The sequence below is a fragment of the Trebonia sp. genome (assembly GCF_030042015.1).
Taxonomy (GTDB): Bacteria; Actinomycetota; Actinomycetes; order Streptosporangiales; family Streptosporangiaceae; genus Trebonia.
On the sequence record NZ_JASIAL010000391.1, the window covers coordinates 1 to 21,216 of the forward strand.

Annotated in this window: 17 protein-coding genes, 1 tRNA gene and 2 pseudogenes; 3 read left to right on the plus strand and 17 right to left on the minus strand. The window is 68.8% G+C overall.

Translation table 11 applies throughout. The features are described 5' to 3' along the window. The 4 genes and pseudogenes from Q1N79_RS21250 to Q1N79_RS30790 all read right to left on the minus strand — a co-directional run. A pseudogene (locus Q1N79_RS21250) lies at positions 1–703 on the minus strand (hypothetical protein); the annotation flags it as partial. A gap of 213 nt (positions 704–916) precedes the next feature. Beyond that, entirely contained in the window at positions 917–1,603 is a 687-nt protein-coding gene (locus Q1N79_RS21255) for a sigma factor-like helix-turn-helix DNA-binding protein (protein ID WP_300611598.1), read from the minus strand. A 177-nt stretch (positions 1,604–1,780) separates the two neighbouring features. Continuing rightward, complete coding sequence (locus Q1N79_RS21260; RefSeq protein ID WP_300611600.1) at positions 1,781–3,622, minus strand: patatin-like phospholipase family protein; 1,842 nt, start codon at positions 3,620–3,622, stop codon at positions 1,781–1,783. A gap of 178 nt (positions 3,623–3,800) precedes the next feature. Then, positions 3,801–3,932: pseudogene (locus tag Q1N79_RS30790) on the minus strand (helix-turn-helix domain-containing protein); the annotation flags it as partial. Positions 3,933–4,381: 449 nt separating this feature from the next. On the opposite strand from Q1N79_RS30790, the gene Q1N79_RS21265 reads away from it, so the two are divergent. Further along, the gene (locus tag Q1N79_RS21265; RefSeq protein WP_300611602.1) at positions 4,382–5,689 is read left to right on the plus strand and encodes a cation:proton antiporter; all 1,308 of its coding nucleotides are present in this window, start codon (positions 4,382–4,384) and stop codon (positions 5,687–5,689) included. Between the two features lie 3 nt (positions 5,690–5,692). On the opposite strand, the gene Q1N79_RS21270 is transcribed toward Q1N79_RS21265, so the two are convergent. After that, positions 5,693–8,407 carry a hypothetical protein gene (locus tag Q1N79_RS21270; RefSeq protein ID WP_300611604.1) on the minus strand — a complete coding sequence of 905 codons (2,715 nt, stop codon included), beginning with the start codon at positions 8,405–8,407 and terminating at the stop codon, positions 5,693–5,695. 93 nt (positions 8,408–8,500) lie between these two features. Here Q1N79_RS21270 and Q1N79_RS21275 point away from each other — a divergent pair, with 93 nt between their 5' ends. Both Q1N79_RS21275 and Q1N79_RS21280 read left to right on the plus strand, forming a co-directional pair. After that, positions 8,501–8,965 (plus strand): nitroreductase/quinone reductase family protein, encoded by a 465-nt coding sequence (locus Q1N79_RS21275; protein WP_300611606.1) that lies wholly within the window; start codon positions 8,501–8,503, stop codon positions 8,963–8,965. Positions 8,966–9,119: 154 nt separating this feature from the next. After that, entirely contained in the window at positions 9,120–10,754 is a 1,635-nt protein-coding gene (locus tag Q1N79_RS21280) for a metallophosphoesterase family protein (RefSeq protein ID WP_300611607.1), read from the plus strand. Positions 10,755–10,877: 123 nt separating this feature from the next. Here the strand turns inward: Q1N79_RS21280 and Q1N79_RS21285 are convergent, their stop codons facing one another. The 12 genes from Q1N79_RS21285 to Q1N79_RS21340 form a co-directional block, all read right to left on the minus strand. Continuing rightward, on the minus strand, positions 10,878–11,105 hold the full coding sequence (locus tag Q1N79_RS21285) for a ThiF family adenylyltransferase (protein ID WP_300611609.1): 228 nt from the start codon (positions 11,103–11,105) through the stop codon (positions 10,878–10,880). Positions 11,106–11,314: 209 nt separating this feature from the next. Beyond that, on the minus strand, positions 11,315–12,328 hold the full coding sequence (locus Q1N79_RS21290; protein ID WP_300611611.1) for a sulfotransferase: 1,014 nt from the start codon (positions 12,326–12,328) through the stop codon (positions 11,315–11,317). Continuing rightward, on the minus strand, positions 12,325–12,915 hold the full coding sequence (locus tag Q1N79_RS21295) for a phosphotransferase (protein WP_300611614.1): 591 nt from the start codon (positions 12,913–12,915) through the stop codon (positions 12,325–12,327). Before Q1N79_RS21295 ends, Q1N79_RS21290 begins: the two co-directional genes overlap by 4 nt. 230 nt (positions 12,916–13,145) lie before the next feature. Then, entirely contained in the window at positions 13,146–13,787 is a 642-nt protein-coding gene (locus tag Q1N79_RS21300; RefSeq protein ID WP_300611616.1) for a histidine phosphatase family protein, read from the minus strand. Continuing rightward, a complete protein-coding gene (locus Q1N79_RS21305; RefSeq protein WP_300611618.1) occupies positions 13,778–14,542 on the minus strand; it encodes a phosphotransferase in 765 nt (254 codons plus the stop codon). Before Q1N79_RS21305 ends, Q1N79_RS21300 begins: the two co-directional genes overlap by 10 nt. Positions 14,543–14,553: 11 nt before the next feature. Beyond that, entirely contained in the window at positions 14,554–15,396 is an 843-nt protein-coding gene (locus Q1N79_RS21310) for a methyltransferase domain-containing protein (RefSeq protein ID WP_300611621.1), read from the minus strand. Continuing rightward, positions 15,380–15,931: a topology modulation protein gene (locus Q1N79_RS21315; RefSeq protein ID WP_300611623.1), complete on the minus strand. Its 552-nt coding sequence runs from the start codon at positions 15,929–15,931 to the stop codon at positions 15,380–15,382. Before Q1N79_RS21315 ends, Q1N79_RS21310 begins: the two co-directional genes overlap by 17 nt. An 80-nt stretch (positions 15,932–16,011) precedes the next feature. Next, positions 16,012–17,031, minus strand: a complete 1,020-nt coding sequence (locus Q1N79_RS21320) for a hypothetical protein (RefSeq protein ID WP_300611625.1) — start codon at positions 17,029–17,031, stop codon at positions 16,012–16,014. Continuing rightward, on the minus strand, positions 17,028–18,755 hold the full coding sequence (locus Q1N79_RS21325) for a carbamoyltransferase C-terminal domain-containing protein (RefSeq protein ID WP_300611627.1): 1,728 nt from the start codon (positions 18,753–18,755) through the stop codon (positions 17,028–17,030). The genes Q1N79_RS21320 and Q1N79_RS21325 overlap by 4 nt, the downstream gene beginning before the upstream one ends. Continuing rightward, on the minus strand, positions 18,742–19,704 hold the full coding sequence (locus tag Q1N79_RS21330; RefSeq protein WP_300611630.1) for a thymidylate synthase: 963 nt from the start codon (positions 19,702–19,704) through the stop codon (positions 18,742–18,744). The genes Q1N79_RS21325 and Q1N79_RS21330 overlap by 14 nt, the downstream gene beginning before the upstream one ends. Beyond that, positions 19,701–20,690, minus strand: a complete 990-nt coding sequence (locus Q1N79_RS21335) for an NAD-dependent epimerase/dehydratase family protein (protein ID WP_300611632.1) — start codon at positions 20,688–20,690, stop codon at positions 19,701–19,703. Before Q1N79_RS21335 ends, Q1N79_RS21330 begins: the two co-directional genes overlap by 4 nt. Positions 20,691–20,991: 301 nt before the next feature. Next, positions 20,992–21,064: transfer RNA gene (locus Q1N79_RS21340), tRNA-Asn, on the minus strand. Between the last annotated feature and the right edge of the window lie 152 nt (positions 21,065–21,216).

Genomic DNA, 21,216 nt, shown 5'->3' on the forward strand with positions numbered 1-21,216 from the left:
GGTACGGGCCGGCGTGGCCGTGCCGGTGGTAGCCCGGTGGCGGTGGGGCCTGCGGCGGCTGTGGCGGCCAAGGCGCCCATGGCGCCCGTGGCGGCTGTGGCGGCCAAGGCGCCCGTGGCGCCCGTGGCGGCTGCGGCGGGCGGGGCGAGCGGTAGTGCCGATGGGGCGGGCGGTCGTCGAAGTCGCCGGCCAGGCCCTCGGCCTCGTCGGCGGCTTCCTCCGCCCGGTCGGCGGCCTCTTCCGCCTCGTCGGCCAGTTGCTCGGCCCGCTCGGCCCGGTGGCGGGCCTCCCCGGCGGCGGCACGGACCTCGTCGGCCCGGCGCTGGGCCTGGGCGATGTCCTCCTCGCCGGCCCATTCCATGGTCAGCTCGGCCGCTTCCTGCGTCAGCCCGGCGGCTTCCTCCGCCGCTGCGGCCGCCTCGTCCGCGCGTTCGGCCCGCATCCGGGCTTGCCCGGCTAGGTCGCGCGCGTCCTCCGCAGACTGGCGTGCCCGTTCGGCGTGCACCTGGGCGCGGAACTCCTCGACGCTGATGCCCGCCTCCGCGGCCATCCGGGCGTACCAGTCGTCGTCGCGCGGCGTGCCGCCTGAACCCTCGGGGCCCTGGTCGTCGTCCTGCACCGCGCGCCTGGCGACGCTGTACGGCTCGCCGGTCTCGGCCATGCGCTGGCGTATCGCGTTCTTCCGCGCCTTGTCCTGAGTCATGATCGTTTCTTTCCTGGCGAGTCCGCCCGCGTCTGCCCGCCATGGGTGACTAGCACATGACCAGGTAGGGCACCCGAGTCGTAGACCCTTGTCCTCTTCGCCGCCGACGGCGCGGGCCGATCGCTGGCTCGGAAGCGGGCAGGTGGTGCGCTGCCACTGCGAGTAGGCTACCTCGCGATATAACGCGTCGCAACCGGGTAGCGGGCGGGCAGGCTAACCCGCTGGTCCTGGCGGCGCCGACGGGACGGCGCGGGGCAGGCCGAACCGCGGCAGCGCGCTGTTGTCGACGAACCGGTCGATCGCGGCGATGCGGTCGCCGGCCACGGTGAGCACCACGAGGCCGCACGCGCGGTCGATCCCGGCGCACGGGTCGCGCAGGTAGCAGCCGAACGCGGGCTGGCCGTTCGCCCGGGTGACCAGCAGCCGGTAACGGGTGGTGCCGCCAGGAAACGCGACGGCCGCCAGGAAGTGCCTGGCGGCCCTCTTGCCCTGGTACTCCACCGGAAGCGGCCGCAGCCGCAGCCGCGCGTCGTCGGTGAGCAGCGCGGCGATGCCGGGGACGTCACCGCGGTCGAACGCGCCCGCGAACCGGGCGGCCACCGCGTCCTCGTCCGGCGCGGGCGCCGGGCGAGGCAGCGCCCCGGCGATCCCCGCCCGGGCGCGGGCGAGCAGGCAAGCGGCCTCGTCCGGGTCGCGGCCCAGGATCTCGGCCACCTCGGCGGCGCAGAAGCCGAGCACGTCGCTGAGCACGAGTGCGGCCCGCTCCTGCGGAGGCAGCCGCTGCAGCGCCGCGATGAACGCCAGTGACATCGACGGCGCGGGCGGCCCGGTGAACGGGCCGGGGTAAGGCTCCAGCCAGGCCCAGGAGCCATCGCCGCCTGGCGCGCGGGCGCGGCGCATTCGCGGCAGCCCACGCGGGCGGAGCCTGGGCCGACCGCGATGCGCCCGGCGCCACCAGTGCGGGTCACGCACGCCGCTCACCCGACCTTCCCGCAGGTATGGACGCCGTCCGCGGGCGAAAATCACCGCGCTAGCCCGCGATCGGGTGCGGCCCGCGGCGACTTCGGCTTGGGCGCCTCAGCCGGCGAACCGCTTGGCGAGCCCTGACTTGGCAAGCGCGTCGGCCGCGTACCGGTAGCTGGTCTCGATCAGCGCGATCCCGCCCTTGAAATCCAGGACGCGGATGCTGGCCGTCGGCGGGCGCAGCAGCAGGTCGACCCGGTCGCCGTCAAGCGCGGCACGCCGATGCCGCACCTGCGACAGCCCGGTCGAGCGGCTCAGGATGTCGGCGATGCGCGGCACAGGCTCCTGCGCGGCGAAGCGGTTAAGGCGGCGCCCGAGCACGCGCCAGCCGGACAGCCCGGGCCCGAACGGCGCCACGGTCAGCGGCTCCACCTCGGGGGACACGTCGACCGCGACGATCGTGCCCGTGCCGACGCGGCCGCGCATGACGTCCACGGGCACGTTGTCCAGCGCGGCACCGTCGATGAGCAGGTCCCCGCCCGAGTAGACCGGCGGGAAGATGCCGGGCAGCGCCAGGCTGGCGCGCACGGCGGGCCATAGCGGCCCCCGTTCGTGGATGACCTCCTCGGCCCGGGTCAGGCTGGCTGAGACGCAGAAGAAACGCCGCGGCAGGTCCTCGATCGGCACGGTGCCGAGTTGCTCGGCCAGCACGCGGTCCAGGTGACGGCCCGCCGACAGGGCGACAAGCGGCAGCGTCGGCGTGATCAGCCGGCGGCCGGAACGGGCGATGGACTTAACGCGCCGCACCCGCTCCGCGTCCGCAACGCCCAGGGCACACCCCGCGGCCATGATCGCGCCGATGCTGGTGCCGCCGACCACGTCGATGGGCACACCGGCCTCCTCCAGCGCCCGGATCACGCCGACGTGGGCGAGCCCGCGGGCGCCGCCGCCGCCGAGCACGAGCCCGCAGCCCGTGCCGGTGACCATCCGCGCCAGCCGCGCGACATCCGCCGGGCGGTCAGCGCGCAGGTGGTGGTAGTCGGCCACCGGCCGGCCGCGCAGCCACCTGGCGGTCGCCGACGGCTCGCCCGCGTGCAGCAGGGCGAGTTCACAGCGCAGCGCGTCCGTCGCGAGCGCGCGCGCTTCCACGGGGCCGATCGAGGGGTCGTCCCTGGCCGCGGCGGCGAGCAGCACGACGTCGGACTGGCTGAGGCAGAGCCGGCTCCACGCCGAGTCGTCCGCGTCCGGCTGGTAGATCACCGTGTCGTGGGCGCGCTCGATCGCGTGCAGCCAGCTGGTCAGCTCGGCCCGGCCGGGGTCGGCCGGGCCGCGCTGCGCCGCGCCCTGGCCCAGGTGCTGCTCGACGACGCCGGCGGCGACCCGGAAGACGGAGCCGGCGCGCGCCAGCTGCGCTTCCAGCCGCTCGGCGATCAGCGCGGCCGGGCGGGTGTTCGTGCCGGCGCAGGCCACGGCGATGGTCTGGGCGCCCGGGGGCGGCGCCTCCGGGCGGTCCACGGTCAGCATCCTGTCGACGGTGAGCACCCGGTCGGCCAGCAACCGGATCATCCCGGCCACAAGCACCGGGCTGCGTTCCACCAGGGACCTGAACGAGGACACCCGCAGCAGCAGCAGGTCGCTGTCCCTGACCGCGTGCACGGTGGCCGCCCGCGGCCGGTCGGTGAGCAGCGCGATCTCCCCCACGATCGCGCCGCGGCCCAGGTCGTACAGCATGCGCTCGGCGCCCTCGGCGGCCACCGTGACGCGGAGCCTGCCGCTGACCACGAGGAAAAGGCCCGCGCCCGCGTCACCTTGCCTGAAGATCACCTCCCCGGCGGCCACGTGCACCGGTTCAAGCTGCCCGGCAAGCTCGAGCCTGGTGGTCTCATCCAGCGAAGCGAACAAGGGGATGCCGACCAGGAAGGCGTTCAGTTCCGGCAGGTCTTGCTGACCGCTCACGTATGACAGCATGCCAGCAGCGACGGCGGCGGTCGACCTGCCACCCGGCTCCGCGAGCGCGCGCTGGCGGCGCGGCGGCGAGTCCGGCTGGAAGCAGACCCCGCAGCCCGGTTCTGTGAAGAAGTAGCGGGGTGCGCGGGGTCGGGCTCCAGCTTGCGCGGATCGAGACCACGAAGACGCGCACGTAGCTGCTGTCGCTTGTGTCCGTCACGCCCCAGACGTCGGCGAGCAGCTGCCTGTGGGTTATCAGGCACCCCGGGTTGCGCGCGAGCAGTTGCACGATCTGCCACTCGGTGCGGGTCAGCCGCACCGGCCGGCCGTCGCGGGTGATTCGCTGCGCGGCCAGGTCGATGGTGAAGTGGACTCGATGCGGGAGGGGTCAGGGGCCGCGGACAGCCGCCGTCCGCGCCTGGCTTTCCGGCCGGCCCGCCCGCTGTCGCCCGTTATCCGGAACGGACCGCGGTGGCTGCCCCGGCCCCGGCTTCCAGCGCACGCTGAGCTGCTGCTCCCCGGTGATCTGCCCGACCGCGTCGCGGGTTCCTGCCAGGTGCTGGACGTTCAGCGTCGCGTACGTCTTTCCCGCACCACCGCCGACGCTGCGACTTTCCCTCGCGCGGCCCTGCGCGGGTAGTGCCCGAAGTCCCCGCCGGACCAGGACCTCGGCCGGCGCCGCTGTTAAGCGCGGCGCACGTGGGTACGTCCTTAGTGATCACCGTTGGGGGGACGGATGACGACATCGCGTGAGGCTGGCCGGCCGTCGTGAACCTTATCGTGGGGCTTGATGACCTGGTCGTCGTGGCGGTGGTGGCCGCGCTCACGCCGCTCCTGGTCGCCGCGCTCCCCGGTCCGCGCGTTCCGCAGGTCGTCATCTTCCTGCTCGGCGGCGTGCTGATCGGCCCGCACGTGCTCGGGCTGGCCGAGTCGGGCAGCATCGAGCTGCTGGCCAACATAGGGCTGGGTTTCCTGTTCCTGCTCGCCGGTTACGAGCTGGAACCCCACCTGCTGCGCGAGCGGGCCGGCCGGCTGGCGATCCTCGGCTGGGTGATCTCGGCCGCGATCGCCGTGGGCGTGGCGGGGGGACTGACCGCGGCCGGCTACATCAAGGACTACGTCCCTGTCGGGCTCGCGCTGACCACCACGGCGCTGGGCACGCTGCTGCCGATCCTGCGGGACAACGGGATGCTCGCCGGCCAGTTCGGCCGGTACGTCTACGCCGCCGGCGCCGTCGGGGAACTGTTCCCCATCTTGATCATCGCGGTCTTCCTCACCAAGCGCGGCCATTTCATCGCGCTCGCCTCCGTGGCCGTGGTCGGGGTGCTTGCCCTCGCCCTGTCGGTGGTCCCGTGGCTGGCCAGGAACCCCGCGGTGCAGCGGATCATCCGCGAGGGCCAGGACGCGACCGGGCAGATCACGCTGCGCTGGGCGATGGTCTTGCTGTTCCTGCTGCTCGCCGTGGCAAGCCGGTTCGGCCTTGACGTCGTGCTCGGCGCCATGCTGGCCGGGATGGTGCTGCGGTCCTGGACCCGCCGGCTCAAGATCGACACCACCGGCCTTGAGCACAAGTTCGACGCGGTCGGGTACGGGATCTTCATCCCGATCTTCTTCGTCTACTCCGGCATGAGCATCGACCTGAGGGCGATCGCCCAGGACCCGCTCCGGCTGGTGGCGCTCTTCCTGCTGCTGCTTATCGTCCGCGGCCTGCCGTCGCTGCTCGTGTACCGGCGCGACCTCCCGGCCAGGCAGCGGGTGGAGATGACGTTCATCACGGCAACCTCACTGCCGCTGCTGATCGCGCTGGCCGACATCGGCGAGCAGGACGGGATCATGCTCCCGGCCACGTCCGCCGCGCTGATCGGCGCCGGCGTGCTGTCGGTCCTGTTCTATCCGCTGATCGCCGTCGCGCTGCACAGGGGGGCGACGCTCACGCCCGCGGACGTCGGGATCCCGGCGGTCGCGCCGGCCACCGCCGGCGAGGCGCCGGCTCCCCTGGACGGCGCCGGGCCCGGCTTGCCGCCGGCCAGAGCAGGCGGGGCCGCGGGAGCCGGCCCGGATCGTTCGGATGAATGATTGTCAGCCGGCGGTGGGGCGGCGGTAGGGACGGGACATCGGCCAGTGCGGGTCGTCAAGGACGGTCTCGGCGTCGAACTGGCCCAGCGTCTGGATCAGCTTGGCCACCAGGCCGGTCCACCCAGTCTGGTGCGAGGCGCCGAGACCGGCCCCGTTGTCGCCATGGAAATACTCGTAGAAGAGAACGAGGTCACGCCAGTGCGGATCCTCCTGGAACAGCGGCGTCCCGCCATAGACCGGGCGGCGCCCGTCGCGGTCCCGCAGGAATGTCGTGACGAGCCGACGGGACAGCTCCTGGGACACCTCGAACAGGTTCATGATGTTCCCCGAGCCGGTCGGGCACTCGATCTTGAAGTTGTCGCCGTAGTACCTGTAGTGGGTGATCAGCGCCCGGATCAGCAGCAGGTTGATCGGGAACCAGACCGGACCGCGCCAGTTGGAGTTGCCGCCGAACATTCCGGTGGTTGACTCCGCGGGCTCGTACTGCACCCGGTACTCGGTGCCGTGGACATTGAACACGTACGGGTGCTCAAGGTGCCAGCGCGAGATCGACCGGATCCCGTGCGGGCCGAGGAAGCGGTCCTCGTCCAGCATGCGCGCCAGTATCCGCCGCAGCTTGTCCTCGTTCACCAGGGACAGCAGGCGCCGGCCGTGCGCGCCTGGCACGAACGGGTCGGCGATGTTGGCCAGCAGGTCCTTGTTGCGCCCGAGGAAGACAGCCACCTGCTCGGCGATCTGCGGGTAGCGCCCGATCAGCTCCGCCTCGACGACGGTCGTGGCGCAGATGGGGAGCAGGCCGACCAGGGAGCGCACCCTGATCCTGGTGCCGGTGCCGTCGGGCAGGCGAAGCACGTCGTAGAAGAAGCCGTCTTCCTCGTCCCACATCTCGTCGGAGCGCTGGCCGCCGATGGGGTCCATGGCCGCCGCGATCCAGAAGAAGCGCTCGACGAACTTGAGCACGAACCCCTCGTAGGTCTCGTCGTACTCCAGCAGGTCCAGCGCGAGCTCGAGCATGTTCTGGCTGAACAGGGCCATCCAGGCGGTGCCGTCCGCCTGCTCGAGCCGCCCGCCGGTGGGCAGCTCGGCGCTGCGGTCGAACACCCCGATGTTGTCGAGCCCGAGGAACCCGCCCTCGTACACGTTGTGCCCGGTGAGATCCTTGCGGTTCACCCACCAGGTGAAATTCAGCAGCAGCCGCGCGAAGCTCTTGCGCAGGAACGGCAGGTCCACATCGCCGAGGTTGGCCTTCAGGTTCTGCAGGAACAGGGTCGCGAAGGCGTGCACCGGCGGGTTCACGTCGCCGAAATTCCACTCATACGCCGGCATCTGGCCGGTCGGGTGCAGGTACTCCTGGGAGAGCATCAGGTCGATCTGGTTCTCCGCGAAGTCCGGGTCGACCATGGCCAGCGGAATGCAATGGAACGCCAGGTCCCAGGCCGCGTACCACGGGTACTCCCACTTGTCGGGCATGGACACCACGTCGTGGTTGAACATGTGGAACCACGACTCGTTGCGGGTACCCCGCCACAGCGGCGTCCGCAGCGGGTGGAAGCGCCGCTCGCGCAGCCACTTGTCGACGTCGAAGTAATAGCACTGCTTGGACCACAGCATCCCCGCCAGCGCCTGCCGCATGACCGCCTTCGCGTCATCGGTCAGGTGCGACGGCGTGATCGCGCCGTAGAAGTCGTCTGCCTCCGCGCGCCGTCGCGCGATCAGTTCGCCCGCGCCGGCGAACGGATCGGTCAGCCGCTGCGGTGCTTGCCTGGTCAGCCGGACCAGCACGGCGGCCTGCCCGCCGCCGGGCACGCGGAGCCTGACGTGGGCGGCCGCCTTGGTCCCCGACCCGCCGGGATTGACGGTGTCCGCGCCGTGGATGACGTGGTCGCCGATGCCGTCCTTGGGGAACCGCGGGCCTGCCTCGGTGCCGAATACCCGGGCCGCGTTCGTTTCGTTCTCGCAGAACAGCAGCTCGGCCGCCGGCTCGGCGTACAGGTGGAAGACGCCGAGCTTGCGGTGGTCGGCGCGGACCGCCGGATACGCCGACTCGACGCGCTCGAGCCGGGGCTTGGGCTCGCCGTCGGGCCACGACCAGTTGTTGCGGAACCACAGCGTGGGCAGCACGTGGAGCGTGGCGTCGTCGGCGCCGCGGTTGTACACGGTGACGCGGCAGACGATGTCTTCCGGCTCCGCCTTCGCGTACTCCACCTCGACGTCGAAATACTTCCCCGCATTGAAGATGCCCGTGTCGGCCAGCTCGTACTCGAATTCATGCCGCGACCGGGATCTGTTGCCCGCCACCAGGTCGTTGTAGGGGAACTCACCCTGCGGGTACTTGTACAGGTAGCGCTGGTAGCTGTGGGTCGGAACGTTGTCGACGTAGAAGTAATACTCCTTGACGTCCTCGCCGTGGTTGCCCTCGGCGTTGGTCAGGCCGAACAGCCGCTCCTTCAGGATCGGGTCCCGCTCATTCCACAGCGCCAGGGCCAGGCAGAGCCGCTGCTTGTCGTCGCTGATCCCGGCGATGCCGTCCTCGCCCCACCGGTAGGCGCGCGAGCGCGCCTGATCGTGACTGAAGTACGACCAGGCATCGCCGCTTTCGCTGTAGTCCTCGCGGACCGTGCCCCACTGGCGTTCGCTCAGGTAGGGCCCCCAGGCTCGCCACGCGACGCCCTCCCGTGCTTCAGCCAGCCGGCGTTCCTCGGCGGTCAGCGACGCCAAATCGGGCGTAGCGGGCTGGCCATGTCCACCCCCATTAGACACACGTTAGTCTTTCCCACTAAGCCACGGCCGTAACGGGGAATGAGGACTCACATGAGCTTCGACACGCCTAACGGAACCCGCGGCGCCCGGCAGCCCGGCGCGGGGCGCATGATCCGGTGGGGGAACAAGATGGCCATGAGCCGGATTCGGCGCAAGGGTGGCAGGTTCATGGAAATGAACGCGCTGGCGCTGACCACGGTCGGGCGCAACAGCGGCGCCGAACGCACCACCCCGGTCGCCTGGTTTCCCGGTACGGACGGCAGCTGGCTGATCGTCGCGTCAGCGGGCGGGGCGGCGCGGAACCCGGCGTGGTATTACAACATCGCCGCGCGGCCCGACACGGTCCGGATCGAGGTGACCGGCCGCACGGTGCCCGTGACCGCCGGGCAGCTGCACGGGGCGGAGCGGGACGAGGCATGGCGGCAGATCACGGCCGCCTCGCCCCGTTTCGCGAAATACCAGGAGAAGACGGACCGGCAGCTCCCGGTCATCCGCCTGGTGCCGCGATCCGGCTGACCGCGACGCCGCACAAGGAGACGCCGCACAAGGACCAGCGCAAGGCCGGGTTCAGCCTGGTTCAGCTGCGGGCTGTCGGCTCGTTCCTGCTTCTTCTTTCACAGGATGCCATCGGACCACGGGGCGTTCATTTTATATCTTTACGGTCTGCTTTATGGAAACTCCGTATGGCGAGATCCCCGAGAAATTCGTCAAAGACATGTCGCTGCAGGAGATGCACGACTACCTCGCGGCACGCGGCCGTTACCGCCGCCGGGCCGTCCTCAAGGGCGCGGGTGTCCTCGGCCTGGCGGCCGCCGCCGCCGGGCCGGCCTTCTGGCGCCAGCCATCCGCCTACGCCTCGACCGCGGCCGCGCCGCAGTGGATCGGCTACGGCGACGACCCCGCCAGGGACATCTACGTCTCCTGGTCGGCCGGCACCTACAACGGCCCCATCCCCTCGGTTCCCGCTCCGCAGGTCCGCTACGGCCCGGACCGGGGCTACGGCAGGACCGTGCGCGCCTTCGCCTCAGGAACGGTTCCGGTGCCGGCGATCAGCGGGGAGCCGGCCGAGAACACCGTGTACAGCAACGCCCTGCTGGCCGGGCTGTTGCCGAACACCACCTACCACTACTCGGTGAGCAACGACGGGAAGACCTGGAGCGACGACGTCGCCTTCACGACCGCCGCCGAGGGCCGCTCCGACTTCCGCTTCACCATCGTCGGTGACGAGGCGACCAGCGACAGCACCTCGCTTCCCGTCGCCCAGGTCATCGCCGCGCTGCAGCCCCGGTTCAACGTCGTGGTCGGGGACCTGAGCTACGCCGGCGGCGGGTCCGGCTACTACTCCAACGGGGTGCCGACCAACGTCAGCGCGTTCAGCCCCGGCGCCTGGGACGCGTACCTGGGGATCGTCGGCCCGGCCGCCGCGCAGTCGATCCCGTGGCAGGTTGGCGTCGGCAACCACGAGATGGAGCCGCTGGCCGACTTCGGCTACATCGGGTTCACCACGAGGTTCCCGCAGGCGTACGCCCCGCAAGCGGTCACCGGTTCCCCGGTGCTCAAGGCCTTCACCTATGGGAACGTCGCGATCATCCAGCTGGACGGCAACGACCTGTCGGCTGAGCTGTCCGACAACAACGGCTACACCGACGGTCGCCAGACGAGGTGGCTCACCGAGCAGCTGGCCGCGTACCGCTCGCCCGGCTCGGGGATCGACTTCATCATCGTCGGCTTCCACAACTGCGTGTTCTCGTCCAACACCACGCACGGCTCGGACGGCGGCATCCGCCTGGTCTGGGAGCCCATCTTCGACCGGTACCAGGTCGACCTCGTGGTCAGCGGCCACGTGCACGCCTACGAGCGCAGCTACCCGCTGATCGGCGGCGAGGTCACCAAGGCCGTGCCCTCGGGCGGCACCGTCAACCCCGAGACCGACGGCACCACGTACATCTGCGCGGGCGGCGGCGGCCAGGACCTCTACACCGGGTGGTACGGCGTCACCGGCGGCGGCGACCCGGCGACCACGTCGGGACCACCGCTGCTCTGGGAGTGGACGGGCACCAACACGGCGGATGGCGGCACCGGCACCTCCGAGGACATCCCGGACACCGTGACCGACTACTCCGCCTACCGCCACGCCAACTGGAGCTTCATCGTCCTTGACGTCAAGGCACCGGGGTTCGTCGGCGACGAGACCAGCATCCTGGTCCGGGCCATCGATCCGACGCAGAACAGCAGCGGGATCACCAGCACCGCCAGCCCGGCGGTCATCGACGCGGTCACGCTCGTGCGCCGCAGCCGCTTTTAGCAGCTCAGCGGCATGGCGATGGGGGCGGGCAGCGGCCCCCATCGCTGTGCACGTGGTGGCGTGGCCCCGCGATAGTGGCTCCCGCGATAGGACTGGCCTGGGCTGCCGACCTGTACGCCGAGCTCAGCGCGGTCCACAGGTGCTGGCTGACAAGCGTGCGGCCTCGGCTGCCTTCGGTCTGCCGAGGCTCGCGGTCCTGAACAGCGGGCACCGGTTCAGGTTGTTGTTCGTGACCCCGGCCTTGTCCGCATCGGCGACCAGCACGTACCCGCGTACTCCTGATGTCGCCCAAATCGCGTGCATCCAGACCGTGCCGACGGCACCCGCCCCGGCGAGCGCGATGCCGGCCATGCCCAGACGGGGGAACTACCGAGATCACCAAGCCTGCCAGCGGCCCTGTCCCGGGTCTCACAATCCACATCAAGGACGTACCGGCAAGCAGGACGCGCGATGTATTGAAGGTGGCCGTCCTTCCATGAGTGCGGCGAGCGCGGATGTGACCGTGGAACTCAGCATCCGCGCGGACGGCGGTCTCGCTGGCATCCCTCGGGCCGGTTCGCTCACGCTATGGCATCCATGATCAACCCCGCCGCTTGTTCGGGGTTGATCATGAGGAGCTCGTGCGAAATGGTCGTAGTGCGGTCGGCAGGGGCATGCCGCTGAACCGAACGGACGAACCGTGACCACGCTGCTTCGGCTGTAAGCAGTCGACCTCCGCCAACGAACTCAAAGTGGTTGCGGCGCATCGAATCGGCCACCTCGTGCTGGTCACGGATGATGTGGATGTACCTGACCGCATCACCCCACAACCGTTCGATCGCGGGGATGCGGAAGGAGTTAAACGGCGATTTCGCCAGCAGCTGTGCCCGCTGGAAGTGGGCAAGGTGAGCGTGCGTCGCGGCCTGAAGGATGCCCAGGTCGCCGATGCTCACGTCCGCGCCGATTTCGTAGCGGTGGCCGTGGAGATGCCGGTAAGCGGGCATAGCCCGGTGCCAGATGTCTTCTGCTTCGCCGGGCATGACAAGGCCGGGGATGATCCGGGTGCGCTTGTTGTCCACCTTGAGGACCGCGGCGCCAACAGCGGTGAACAGCTGCCGTCCGGGCTGGTGAAGGTTACGTACCGGCCAAGCCCAGCAGGAATCGGTAGTGAGGTAGGCGAACTTGCCGGTAGCGGCGAGAAGGTTGAACAGGTGACTGGTGCCTGACCGGGGCGCGCCGACAATGATGACCACTGCGCTGGGCGGGGTGACCAAGGGGACCTGCTGCCACATGTAGGCGCCGCGCTCGGCCAGCGCCGTTGTTATGTCGATGTCCTCGGCTGTCGCGAGGGCGCTTTCGAAGACGGGCGGGCTGCCTTCTCGGCGGATCTGCTCCAGGCAAGCGCGGACAGCGCTAATGGTTGCGGACTGCGGCTGCCGACCTGCCAGCAAGTGTTCCTCAAGTGCTTCGGCGAGCACGTACCAGCGGAGATCATCACTGAACCGGTACAGGCGGGTCCGGAGCAGGGTTAGATCGCGGCCGACCCGATCCGGAGCCTGCAGCTGGTCGAGTATGCGTGCAGCGGCCGGGTTCACGGCTGCTTCTCTCGCAGCTGGCGGAGCGTCGCAGCCCCGGATGTGGTCAGCGCCCGGTCGCCAGTCTGACGCCCCCGCACCAGCGCCGCGAGCGCATCGAGCGCGCCGAGGTGCCAGACCAGTTCGTCTTCGGCATCGGTGAGGCGGCGCCCGTATCCGTTGAAGAAAGCGTCTTGCAGGTCTGGCCGGGATGGCCAGACCCGGAATCGCAGGCGCACGAGGTCGCGGGCGGGCAGGTTGGTGCGCGCGTGCTCGAAGTCGACAAGCGAGAGGTTTCCTGACTCGTCAAGCAGCCAGTTGCGCGGCTGGAAGTCGAGATGACATGGCACCCCGTACGCGACGCCGATCCTCCTCAGCGCGGTGAGGTGGCTATCGACGACCAGGGCGTCCTCGGCGGGCAGCAGCGTCTTCGCCTGGCTCGTCCAATAGTGGATGCGGTCGTCGAGCCAGCAATGAAGCCACGGAAGCTCGCGTGCAGGTTCGGTGTCGTGGAAGCGGCGTAGCAGGGCGCCGGCCTGGTGGTGTATGGCAGCCTTTGGGACGCCTGAGCATGGCTGCCCTGGCAGCATGGTGATGACGATGGTCATGGTCGCGCTGTCTGCAGCAATCAGCCTCGGCGCCGAGGGAGCGAGGGCGGCCGTCCAGTACCGGTACGCGTGGACTTCCCGGTCGTGTTTTGATCGGCTGCCGTGCTGCTTGACGACGAACTCCTGACCGCGGGCATCGCGGACCCGTACGACTGCATCCCCTAGGACCGCGGTAACCTCGCAGGACCCCAGGACGCGCTTGGCAACCTCAAGAAAGACCGTAGATCTAGTCACGGTGCGCTGGCCAGGTGCCCGGTGTCGTTCAGGGCGGCGAGTATCCATACTTCCTGGCCGAACCGGTTGCGCTGCATGTTCCAGCAGGTGATCGACGCATGAGCGGATTCGAAGCCGACCCGCGTCGAGGAGCCAGAAGAGAGGCCGAGCAGCAAGGTGGCGGCGGCGTCCACGGTCTCGCCGTGTCCGGCGATCAGGATCCGCTGCCCTTCGTGCCGTCGTATCAATCGGGAGAGAGTTGCCCCCGCGCGGGCGAGGTAATGGTTCCAGGTCTCCGATCCGGGGGCGTATGGCCGGTCGGGATCAGACTGTGCGGGTCCGCCGAACGCGGCCTTGATCTCATCCCATGGACGCCCGTCGGCCTCGCCGTGGTCTGGGCCGCTCAGTCCCGGCTCGATGTGCAATCGGAGTCCGAGCGTCTGGGACAGGATCTGCGCTGATTCCTGGACCCGTCGTCGGGGTGCCGCGTACAGTACGTCGGCCGGAGCTTCGGCGCACAGCCGTTCGGCCAGCAGCCGGACCTGTGTGCGCCCGCGTTCGGTTAGGCCAGTGCAGGTCTTCTCTCCCCCAGCCACGCCGGCGACGTTGCAGTGCGCCTCGCCGTGGCGGGTGAGCAGCAGGCTGGTGATCACGGCCATGTCCGCGCTCCCGTCTCGCCATCGGCGGGTCCCACCTCGTGCCAGCGGCGGGAGTAACGGCCGTCCGCCGCGTACCGGCTGGTGAGGATGTGATGGATCTCCGCCCAGTTCATCAGCTCAGCCCAGGTGACGCCAGGAAGTGCCGCACATTGCCTTGCGGCAGCGGTGTTATAGGCGCTGAGCGCGGCGGCGATCTGTCCGCGTGGCAGAGCGCCGTAGGTCATGGCGAGGGTGACGATGAGCTTAGCCAGGTCGTAGCCAAACGGGGCGAGGGTCAGATCGTCGAAGTCGATGGTGACCGGAAGCCCGCCCGGAGTGATCAGGAAGTTACGCGGATTGGAATCCTTGTAGAACGCTGCCGGGCCGTCTGCCTCGGTCAGCAGCCGCTGTGCGCGAGCGACGCTCATGAGCCCGGAGCCGGACACGTTACCGGCACGGAGTTCGCGTGCCACGGCATCGACGCGCCTATCGGGGAAGGATGGCAGCATGTGGTTGAGTCCCGCACAGTAAGGCTGGTTCAGGCGGGCCTGATGCAGGTCTGTTACGTAGGCACTGCCGTGCGCGTCGCCGAGGTGGGCGGCAAGCATGACGAGGTCTTCTGGGCGAGCATAGCGTCCGTCAATGCGCTCGAACCACAGAACTGGTCCGCTCGCGGCTGTCAGTTCCGGGAGGCGCAGCCGACTCTCTAGCCCTGCCAGCCAGCGGTAATTGGCTTCGGCCGCCTGCCTGGCGGCCGAAGACGTGTAGTGCTTCACGAACGGCCTGCTCATGGCGGCGCCTCCGACGGCCGGAGAGCGACCAGGTAGGTAACGACGGATGTCGCCGTGACCGGCGCATCGGGAACCCGCTGCCGTAGGGCCGCGGCCAGGGCAGCAGGACTCCCGGCCAGAGCAGGCGACAGGTCGTACTTCGGTGAAGTCGCCAGGTACTTGGCGACGTCGGCGAGCGCCGGGAAGGTGAAGCGGTGGGTTTCGTTCCTGACCTGCCGGACGCTGAGGCTCGCTGCGGCAAGCTCGGTGATGTTGCCGCTGTGGGCGGCCTGGTACAGGCTCGGGCGGTGGGTCGCTTCGGGATCGAGGCCGGAGCGGACGACGAGCTGATCGAGTTCGGTGTAGCTGTCTGCCGACTTGACCGCGAAGATCGCCGTCCCGCCGGGGAGCAGGCAGCGGGCGATCTCCGTGATGACCCGGTTGGGCGAGGGCGAGTGGTACAGGCAGAACGCGGCGACGACAAGGCCGCAAACGCCGTCAGGGAAGGGCAGTCTGTGGAAATCCGCCAGGATCGCGCCGACGTGACGGGGACCAGGCAACCGCATCCTGGCGTCAGCCAGCAAGGCGGCCGACAGGTCGACCGCCAGTATGGTTGCGGTGGGGAGCCGGTCGGCCAGCATCCGTGTCGTCGTGCCGCGCCCGCATCCCAGATCCGCAACCAAGATCTCGTTGGTGCCTACTGCCTCGCATGCGAGATCGGCAATGACTTCCCCGGCGTGCCGTCCGCTGACCCGGGCACGGTGCAGGGCTCCGGTGCGCTGGGTGATCCGGCCGACTGAGGCATACAGCGCACCGTGGACCAGCGCCTGATCGGTGAAGGGGTTATCCGCGTTCCTCACCGGCAGCAACCGCCTGGGACGCCGCGGATGCGCTCGCTGTGATGCCTGCCAGGTAGCGCCGGACGGCCCGGCGGTTGCGCAGCACGACCACCTGGGCATGGCCAGCGTGATCGGCGACCAGCTTGCGGACGCGCGGTGCCATCTGCTTGCGGTATCCGACGATGTAGCGGATGAAGTTCCAGGTGATCCGGTCGTACACGCCGATAGCGTCGTGCTGGCCGCCGCCATGCTTCAGCCGCCGCTGGGCGATGCCCCCCAGGCATGTCCAGGCCGGAAGATCCAGGAAGATAACAGTGTCGGCAGCCTCCAACCGGACCGGCAGGCTGGAGGCATAGTTCCCGTCGATGATCCACTGGGGCGCGGTCACCAGATCCCACTGCAAGGCCGCGAATTGCTCCTTGTCCAGCGGTTTCCAGTCCCGACCGTAGTACAAGGTGTCCAGATGCACGGGCGTGATGCCGAGCATGCCGCCGAGCTGGCGGGCCAGGTGGGACTTGCCACTGCCGCCGCAACCAATGATCGAGATCCGGTCCACAACGCACGACCCTAACGGCCAACCGTCGGGGCCGGGCGCAGACACGCGGAACAGCCATCAGTGGTCCTGCGGAACAGCCATCAGTGGTCCTGGAGAATCTCATCAAGGGTGCGGAGTTGCCGCGACAGGCGGAAGGTGTCCAGGCGGGTCAGGCAGTCGGCGATGAGCCTGCGGTGCCGTGCGGTCCCGGCGATGTCCTGCAATCTGGCGATGCAGTCAGCTACCTGCTGCCCGGTCGAGGCGTGCAGCGCCGGAGGTGCGAAGACGGTACTGAACGAGATCATGGCCGGCGTGACCGGCAGGCATCCGGCGAGCACAGCCTCGAAGAGGCGCTGTGTCATCTGCCCGGATCTGGCGTACCGTTCCGGCAGCAGCATTACGGTCGTCAGTGCCGATCCATACAGCTTCCGGACCTCGGGGAAGGAGCACCGTCCAGTGAAGTTAACGTGCGGCCAGGGCGCGGTGCGTGTCCATTTCCCTGCCACCCGGTGGTCGAACTGCATCGCTGCTGGGGCGAAGAAGGTGGTGAAGGCGTCGTCGCGGTCGTACTGGTTGCCGACGTAGACAAGCGGCAGCGGCCTGGGGATCGCCGCCAGAGCCGCCGGGTCGGCGCGGTCCAGTTCCTCATCGTCTACCGGGAACAGGAGGCTGGCCGTGCCGGGGCTGGGCGCTAGCGCCGCCTCGCAGACCGCCACCCCGGGCATCTGCCGCAGCGGCGACCCGGCGGGCAGTTGCAGGTCCTTGTCCCACACGATCGCCGGAACGCGGCGATCGAGGATGTACCAGGAGACGAGCTGGTCCTGGCGGTGCAGGTCGCAGGTGTGACCGGGGCTGCCGCATGCAGTGGTGTTCCGGCCTGGGATCGGCCACCGCCACTCCAGGAACAGCACTTCGATGCCCGGCAGGCCGTCATCCCAACGGTACCGCTCACGCAGGTCATGTCCGGCCTCGTGTAGGTCACGGTCGCGCTGAAGGAACACGATGTCGTGTCCGGCCGCGATAAGTCCGTCGATGAGGGTACGCCGGTGGCTGCGTCCGCCGTCGGGAGTATCGGTGATACCAGGGCCGAGGAAGCCCCAGAAGCTGTACCCAATCCTCATTTGCTCACCCACCAGCCGCCATCGAGCATCAGCCCGTCCAGACCGCTGGAGGCCAGGCAGTCGATCGCCATCTGCGGGGTACCGCAGATCGGCTTGCCCTTGATGTTGAGGGAGGTGTTGATCAGCACTGGAACGCCGGTCAGTTCGGCGAAGTGGTCGAGCACCCGGGCGAGGAACGGGTTCTGTTCCGATGCCAGGGTCTGCACCCGGGCCGTGCCGTTAATGTGGACGACCGCCGGGATCAGCTCCCGCGCCAGTTCGGTGACAGGCACGGCGATCGACATGTACGGGCTGGGCTGGCTGAGCCGGAAGTAGTCGGCTGCCTTCCCGGCCAGGACCACAGGAGCGAACGGGCGGAACGGCTCGCGGAACTTCACGGCGGCGTTCAGCCGCTGGGTAATGCCAGACTGGAGCGGGGAGGCCAGGATGGACCGGTTGCCGAGCGCCCGCGGCCCGGCTTCCAGCCTCCCCTGGAACAGCCCGGCGATCTTCCCCTCAGCCAGCTGGGCCGCCAGGAACCGGGCCGGGTCAGCGACCTGGCGTGCCGACAGACCGGGACGGGGCGCCGCAGGCGGCGTAAATTCGGGGTAGGCGGGGCCGAGGTAACAGGAACGCAGCGGGCCGCCCGGAAGGACACCTGTGGCGCTGCGGTACGCGGCGAGCGCGGCGCCGACAGCGGTGCCGGAGTCACCGGGAGCAGACGGAACGTATACCTCATCGAACTGGCCGCTGGCGAGGATCTTGCCGATTCCGACGCAGTTCATCGCGACGCCCCCGCCGACGCACAGCTGCCGTGTTCCGGCGACGTCCAAGGCGCGGCGGGCCAGGTGCATCATCACCTGCTCGGTGCGCTCTTGCAGCGCTGCCGCAAGGTCGGCATGGACCTGGGTGGCCTCCTCGTCTGGGTGGCGGGGCAGGCAGGTGACGGCGGCAAAGGCTGGGGTCACGCGGGGCCAGCCATGGCGCAGGACCCGCAGCGGAAACAGCGCGGGGTCGAGCGCGAACCCGGTGCGGGTCAGCGGGATCGCGCGGGCGAACAGGGGCCTGAACCGAGCCGGGTCGCCGAGCGCGGCCAGGGCCATCACGGTGCCCTCTTCATCACCGCGCCGCCAGCCCAGATGTGCGGTCACGGCTCCGTAGGCATAGCCGAGAGACGCAGGATCACTGATGGTCTCGATGATCCGGTACCGGACATCACCGTCGGGCCGGATTTCAGCGTGGCTGATGGACGTGGTGCAGGTTTCGCCAAGACTGTCAATGACGAGGATGGCTCCCTCGTCGAAGCCGGACGCCGCGAACGCATACAAGCCGTGAGTGAGGTGGTGTGGAACGCAGCGCACCCGGCCGTTCGGGAAAGTGTCCTTCAATATCTTCATGCGCTGCCGGAACCGGCGGTGGATGACGGCGAAGCTGGCCGCACGCTGCAGCGCACGCGAGCGGGTCTCGGCCCGCATCAGGTAACCCGGGGTTCCGGCGATTCCGGCCAGGTAGCGATGCCCGGCGAAGTTGTACGCCACGACATCGACGTCGCCAGGCGTCAGACGAGCATCCGTGAGCAGCCACTCCACGGCACCGTCGGGATAGTCTCGGGTGTGCTTGATTCCGGACAGCCGTTCTTCCTCGGCCATCCCTATCACGCTTCCGCCAGTGATCAATGCAGCGGCCGAGTCATGAGTGAACGAGCACAATCCGAGGACAGTCGGCCGGTGATCACGGGTGGTCATGGCCGAGTTCCTTAACTGGCTGCCGGTCTAGGTCGAGGTGGTCGTACCATCGGCCGAGCGCCCCAGCCAGCAGCCCGCCGCAGTCGTCGATAATGGCCCGGGCCCCGGTGCGGTCTCCGCATTTGCGCGCGCGGTAGCTGCCGAGCACCCTTGCCAGTTCCGCCCAGCCCGGATGTGCTACCGGGCTGCCGTTGACCACCGCAGCGAGCAGCTCGTCGAATGTCTCCCAAGGCGTGGCCAGCGGCGTCATCGGCGGTCCGGGAACAGCGGCCGACGGAAGCTCCTGCGCGGCTACGCGGTCGCGGTCATACAGGTGCAGGGAATCAGCGCAGAGCCAGTAACTGCCAACCTTCGCGCCAAGCCAGTCGGCGAGCAATTCCTGCATGATCGTCGCGGTAAACATGTCGTAGCAGAACCCGAGCCACAGGTCCTGGCTGCGCATGGTGGTGTGCATATGCAGCAGGCCGTCACGGAGGAAGAACCGGTACCCCAGCGTACAGGGCACATCCTTGTAATCACCGAAGTCGGTTTCTGGGTCGAACAGCTGGATCACCGCACGCCGCGTGCTAGGGTCATCCGTCAGCTGCTGCCGCACCCGGGCAAGCTGGTCAACCGTACCGTGCCAGCGGCGCAGCCTCGGCCCGTATGCACCCATCAGCTTGCCATCATCGGCGTAGTCGGCGAGACGCTCGTTGTACATGTAGACCCATGAGTCATCCGACCCCGACAGAATCCACACTGCTTCGGCGGCAGCGAAGGCCGGATTAATGATCCGGGCCGGAGGGACATCGACAAGCCTTCGGCGTGGGTTGGTCAGTGTCAGGCTCGCGCCGAGTACCTCGACAGTCGGCAGGCCTCTGGGCGCGGCCAGATGCCCTGAAGCCAGCACGGCGCGGCAAGCCTGGGTGAACAACTCGCTTGCCGAGTCCGCGGTCAGCGCCAGAGTCATCGGGCCGCCTCCACCGCGACCGGATGCGTCTTATGCTCTCGGCTGGCCAGCCAATTCCATTGCCGCCGCAGCCCTTCGCCGAGGGCAACCTGCGGCTCGTAACCGAGCAAGGCATGTGCCTTCGACAGGTCGGCGGCGGTCGCATCGACATCACCGGGCTGGGCCACCCTCCGCAGGGCGGGCACCGACGCTCCGGATAGCTCGGCTACGGCATCCATTACTTCGGCAAGCGACGTGCTTTGTCCTGATCCGACGTTGATCACCTCGGCTTGTACGCCGGCGTTCGCCGCAGCGATTGTCGCGCTTATCGCGTCGGAGACGTAAGTGAAGTCGCGGCGCTGGGTCCCTCTGCCGTAAAGGGACACCGTATGGCCGGACATCGCAGCACGCATGACTCGGCTGATCGCCATGTCGGGACGCTGACGTGGGCCGTACACCGTGAAGTAGCGCAGCGCTATCACGCTGGTTACGGCACCCGGCCGGGTCGCGTAGGCGATACACAAGCGTTCCGCGGCTAGTTTGGACACGCCGTACGGCGATGAGGGGGAAGCCAGATCACTCTCCCGTGAGGGCTGGCTATCAGTCTGCCCGTAGACACTGGAGGAAGAGGCGAACACCAGCCGCGGCACCTCAACCACGCCGCAGGCTTCCAGCAGCCGCTGAGTACCGAGGACGTTGCAGGTCAGGTAGTCGGCGAACCTGTCCCCCCAAGATCGGCGCACACCCGGCAGTGCCGCCAGATGGAATACCACCTGGACACCTTCCAGCAGTATCGTCATGTCAGCGTCGGCGATATTCGTTTCCACGAACTGGAAGCTGCCGTCTCCCATCAGCCCGGCTAGGTTCTCCGCCGCCACCGGATCGCTGGCTGGGGATCGTCCATCAACTCCGGTCACCAGCCATCCACGCTTCAGCAGTTCAGTCGCCAAGTGTGAGCCGATAAACCCGGCCACGCCAGTCACTAATGCGTGTTCCACGCCGACCACTCCGTCGAGCCTAGAATGTAGATGTGACGTAATTCCGCAGAGCCTGGCTCTGAATCTGTTCTACCTGATGCCCTCCTTCGCGGCGGGGATAACGCGCCCGGGTCTTTGCTAAGCCGGTATCCTGGTCTACCCGCCGGAGACCGACGGGGAACCGTGGCGGGCGGTGTTCATCGAGAACTGGCAGCGGAGGTCCCGGCCCGACGACCGAGGCGAAGCTGGCCACCAAGCTGGAGAAGCTCAAAGAGCGGTCTCTTCCTGCGTTGTCGCAGGTGAGAAGGCTGGAAACCGTGTAGGGACCGGGCTCCCGCGATAGGACTCGAACCTATAACCTGCCGGTTAACAGCCGGACGCTCTGCCAATTGAGCTACGCGGGACCGTCAGCACGGCGGGCCCAGCGAGCCCGGCTGGTGCTGCCGACAAGCGTAGCGCACCCCAACGGGTGCCCGCGGCACGCCTGCTCTACGCTGGAAGCGGCAACGCGATGTAGCGACAGCCAACGGAATGTATAGGGCGGCGCGGGCGGGGA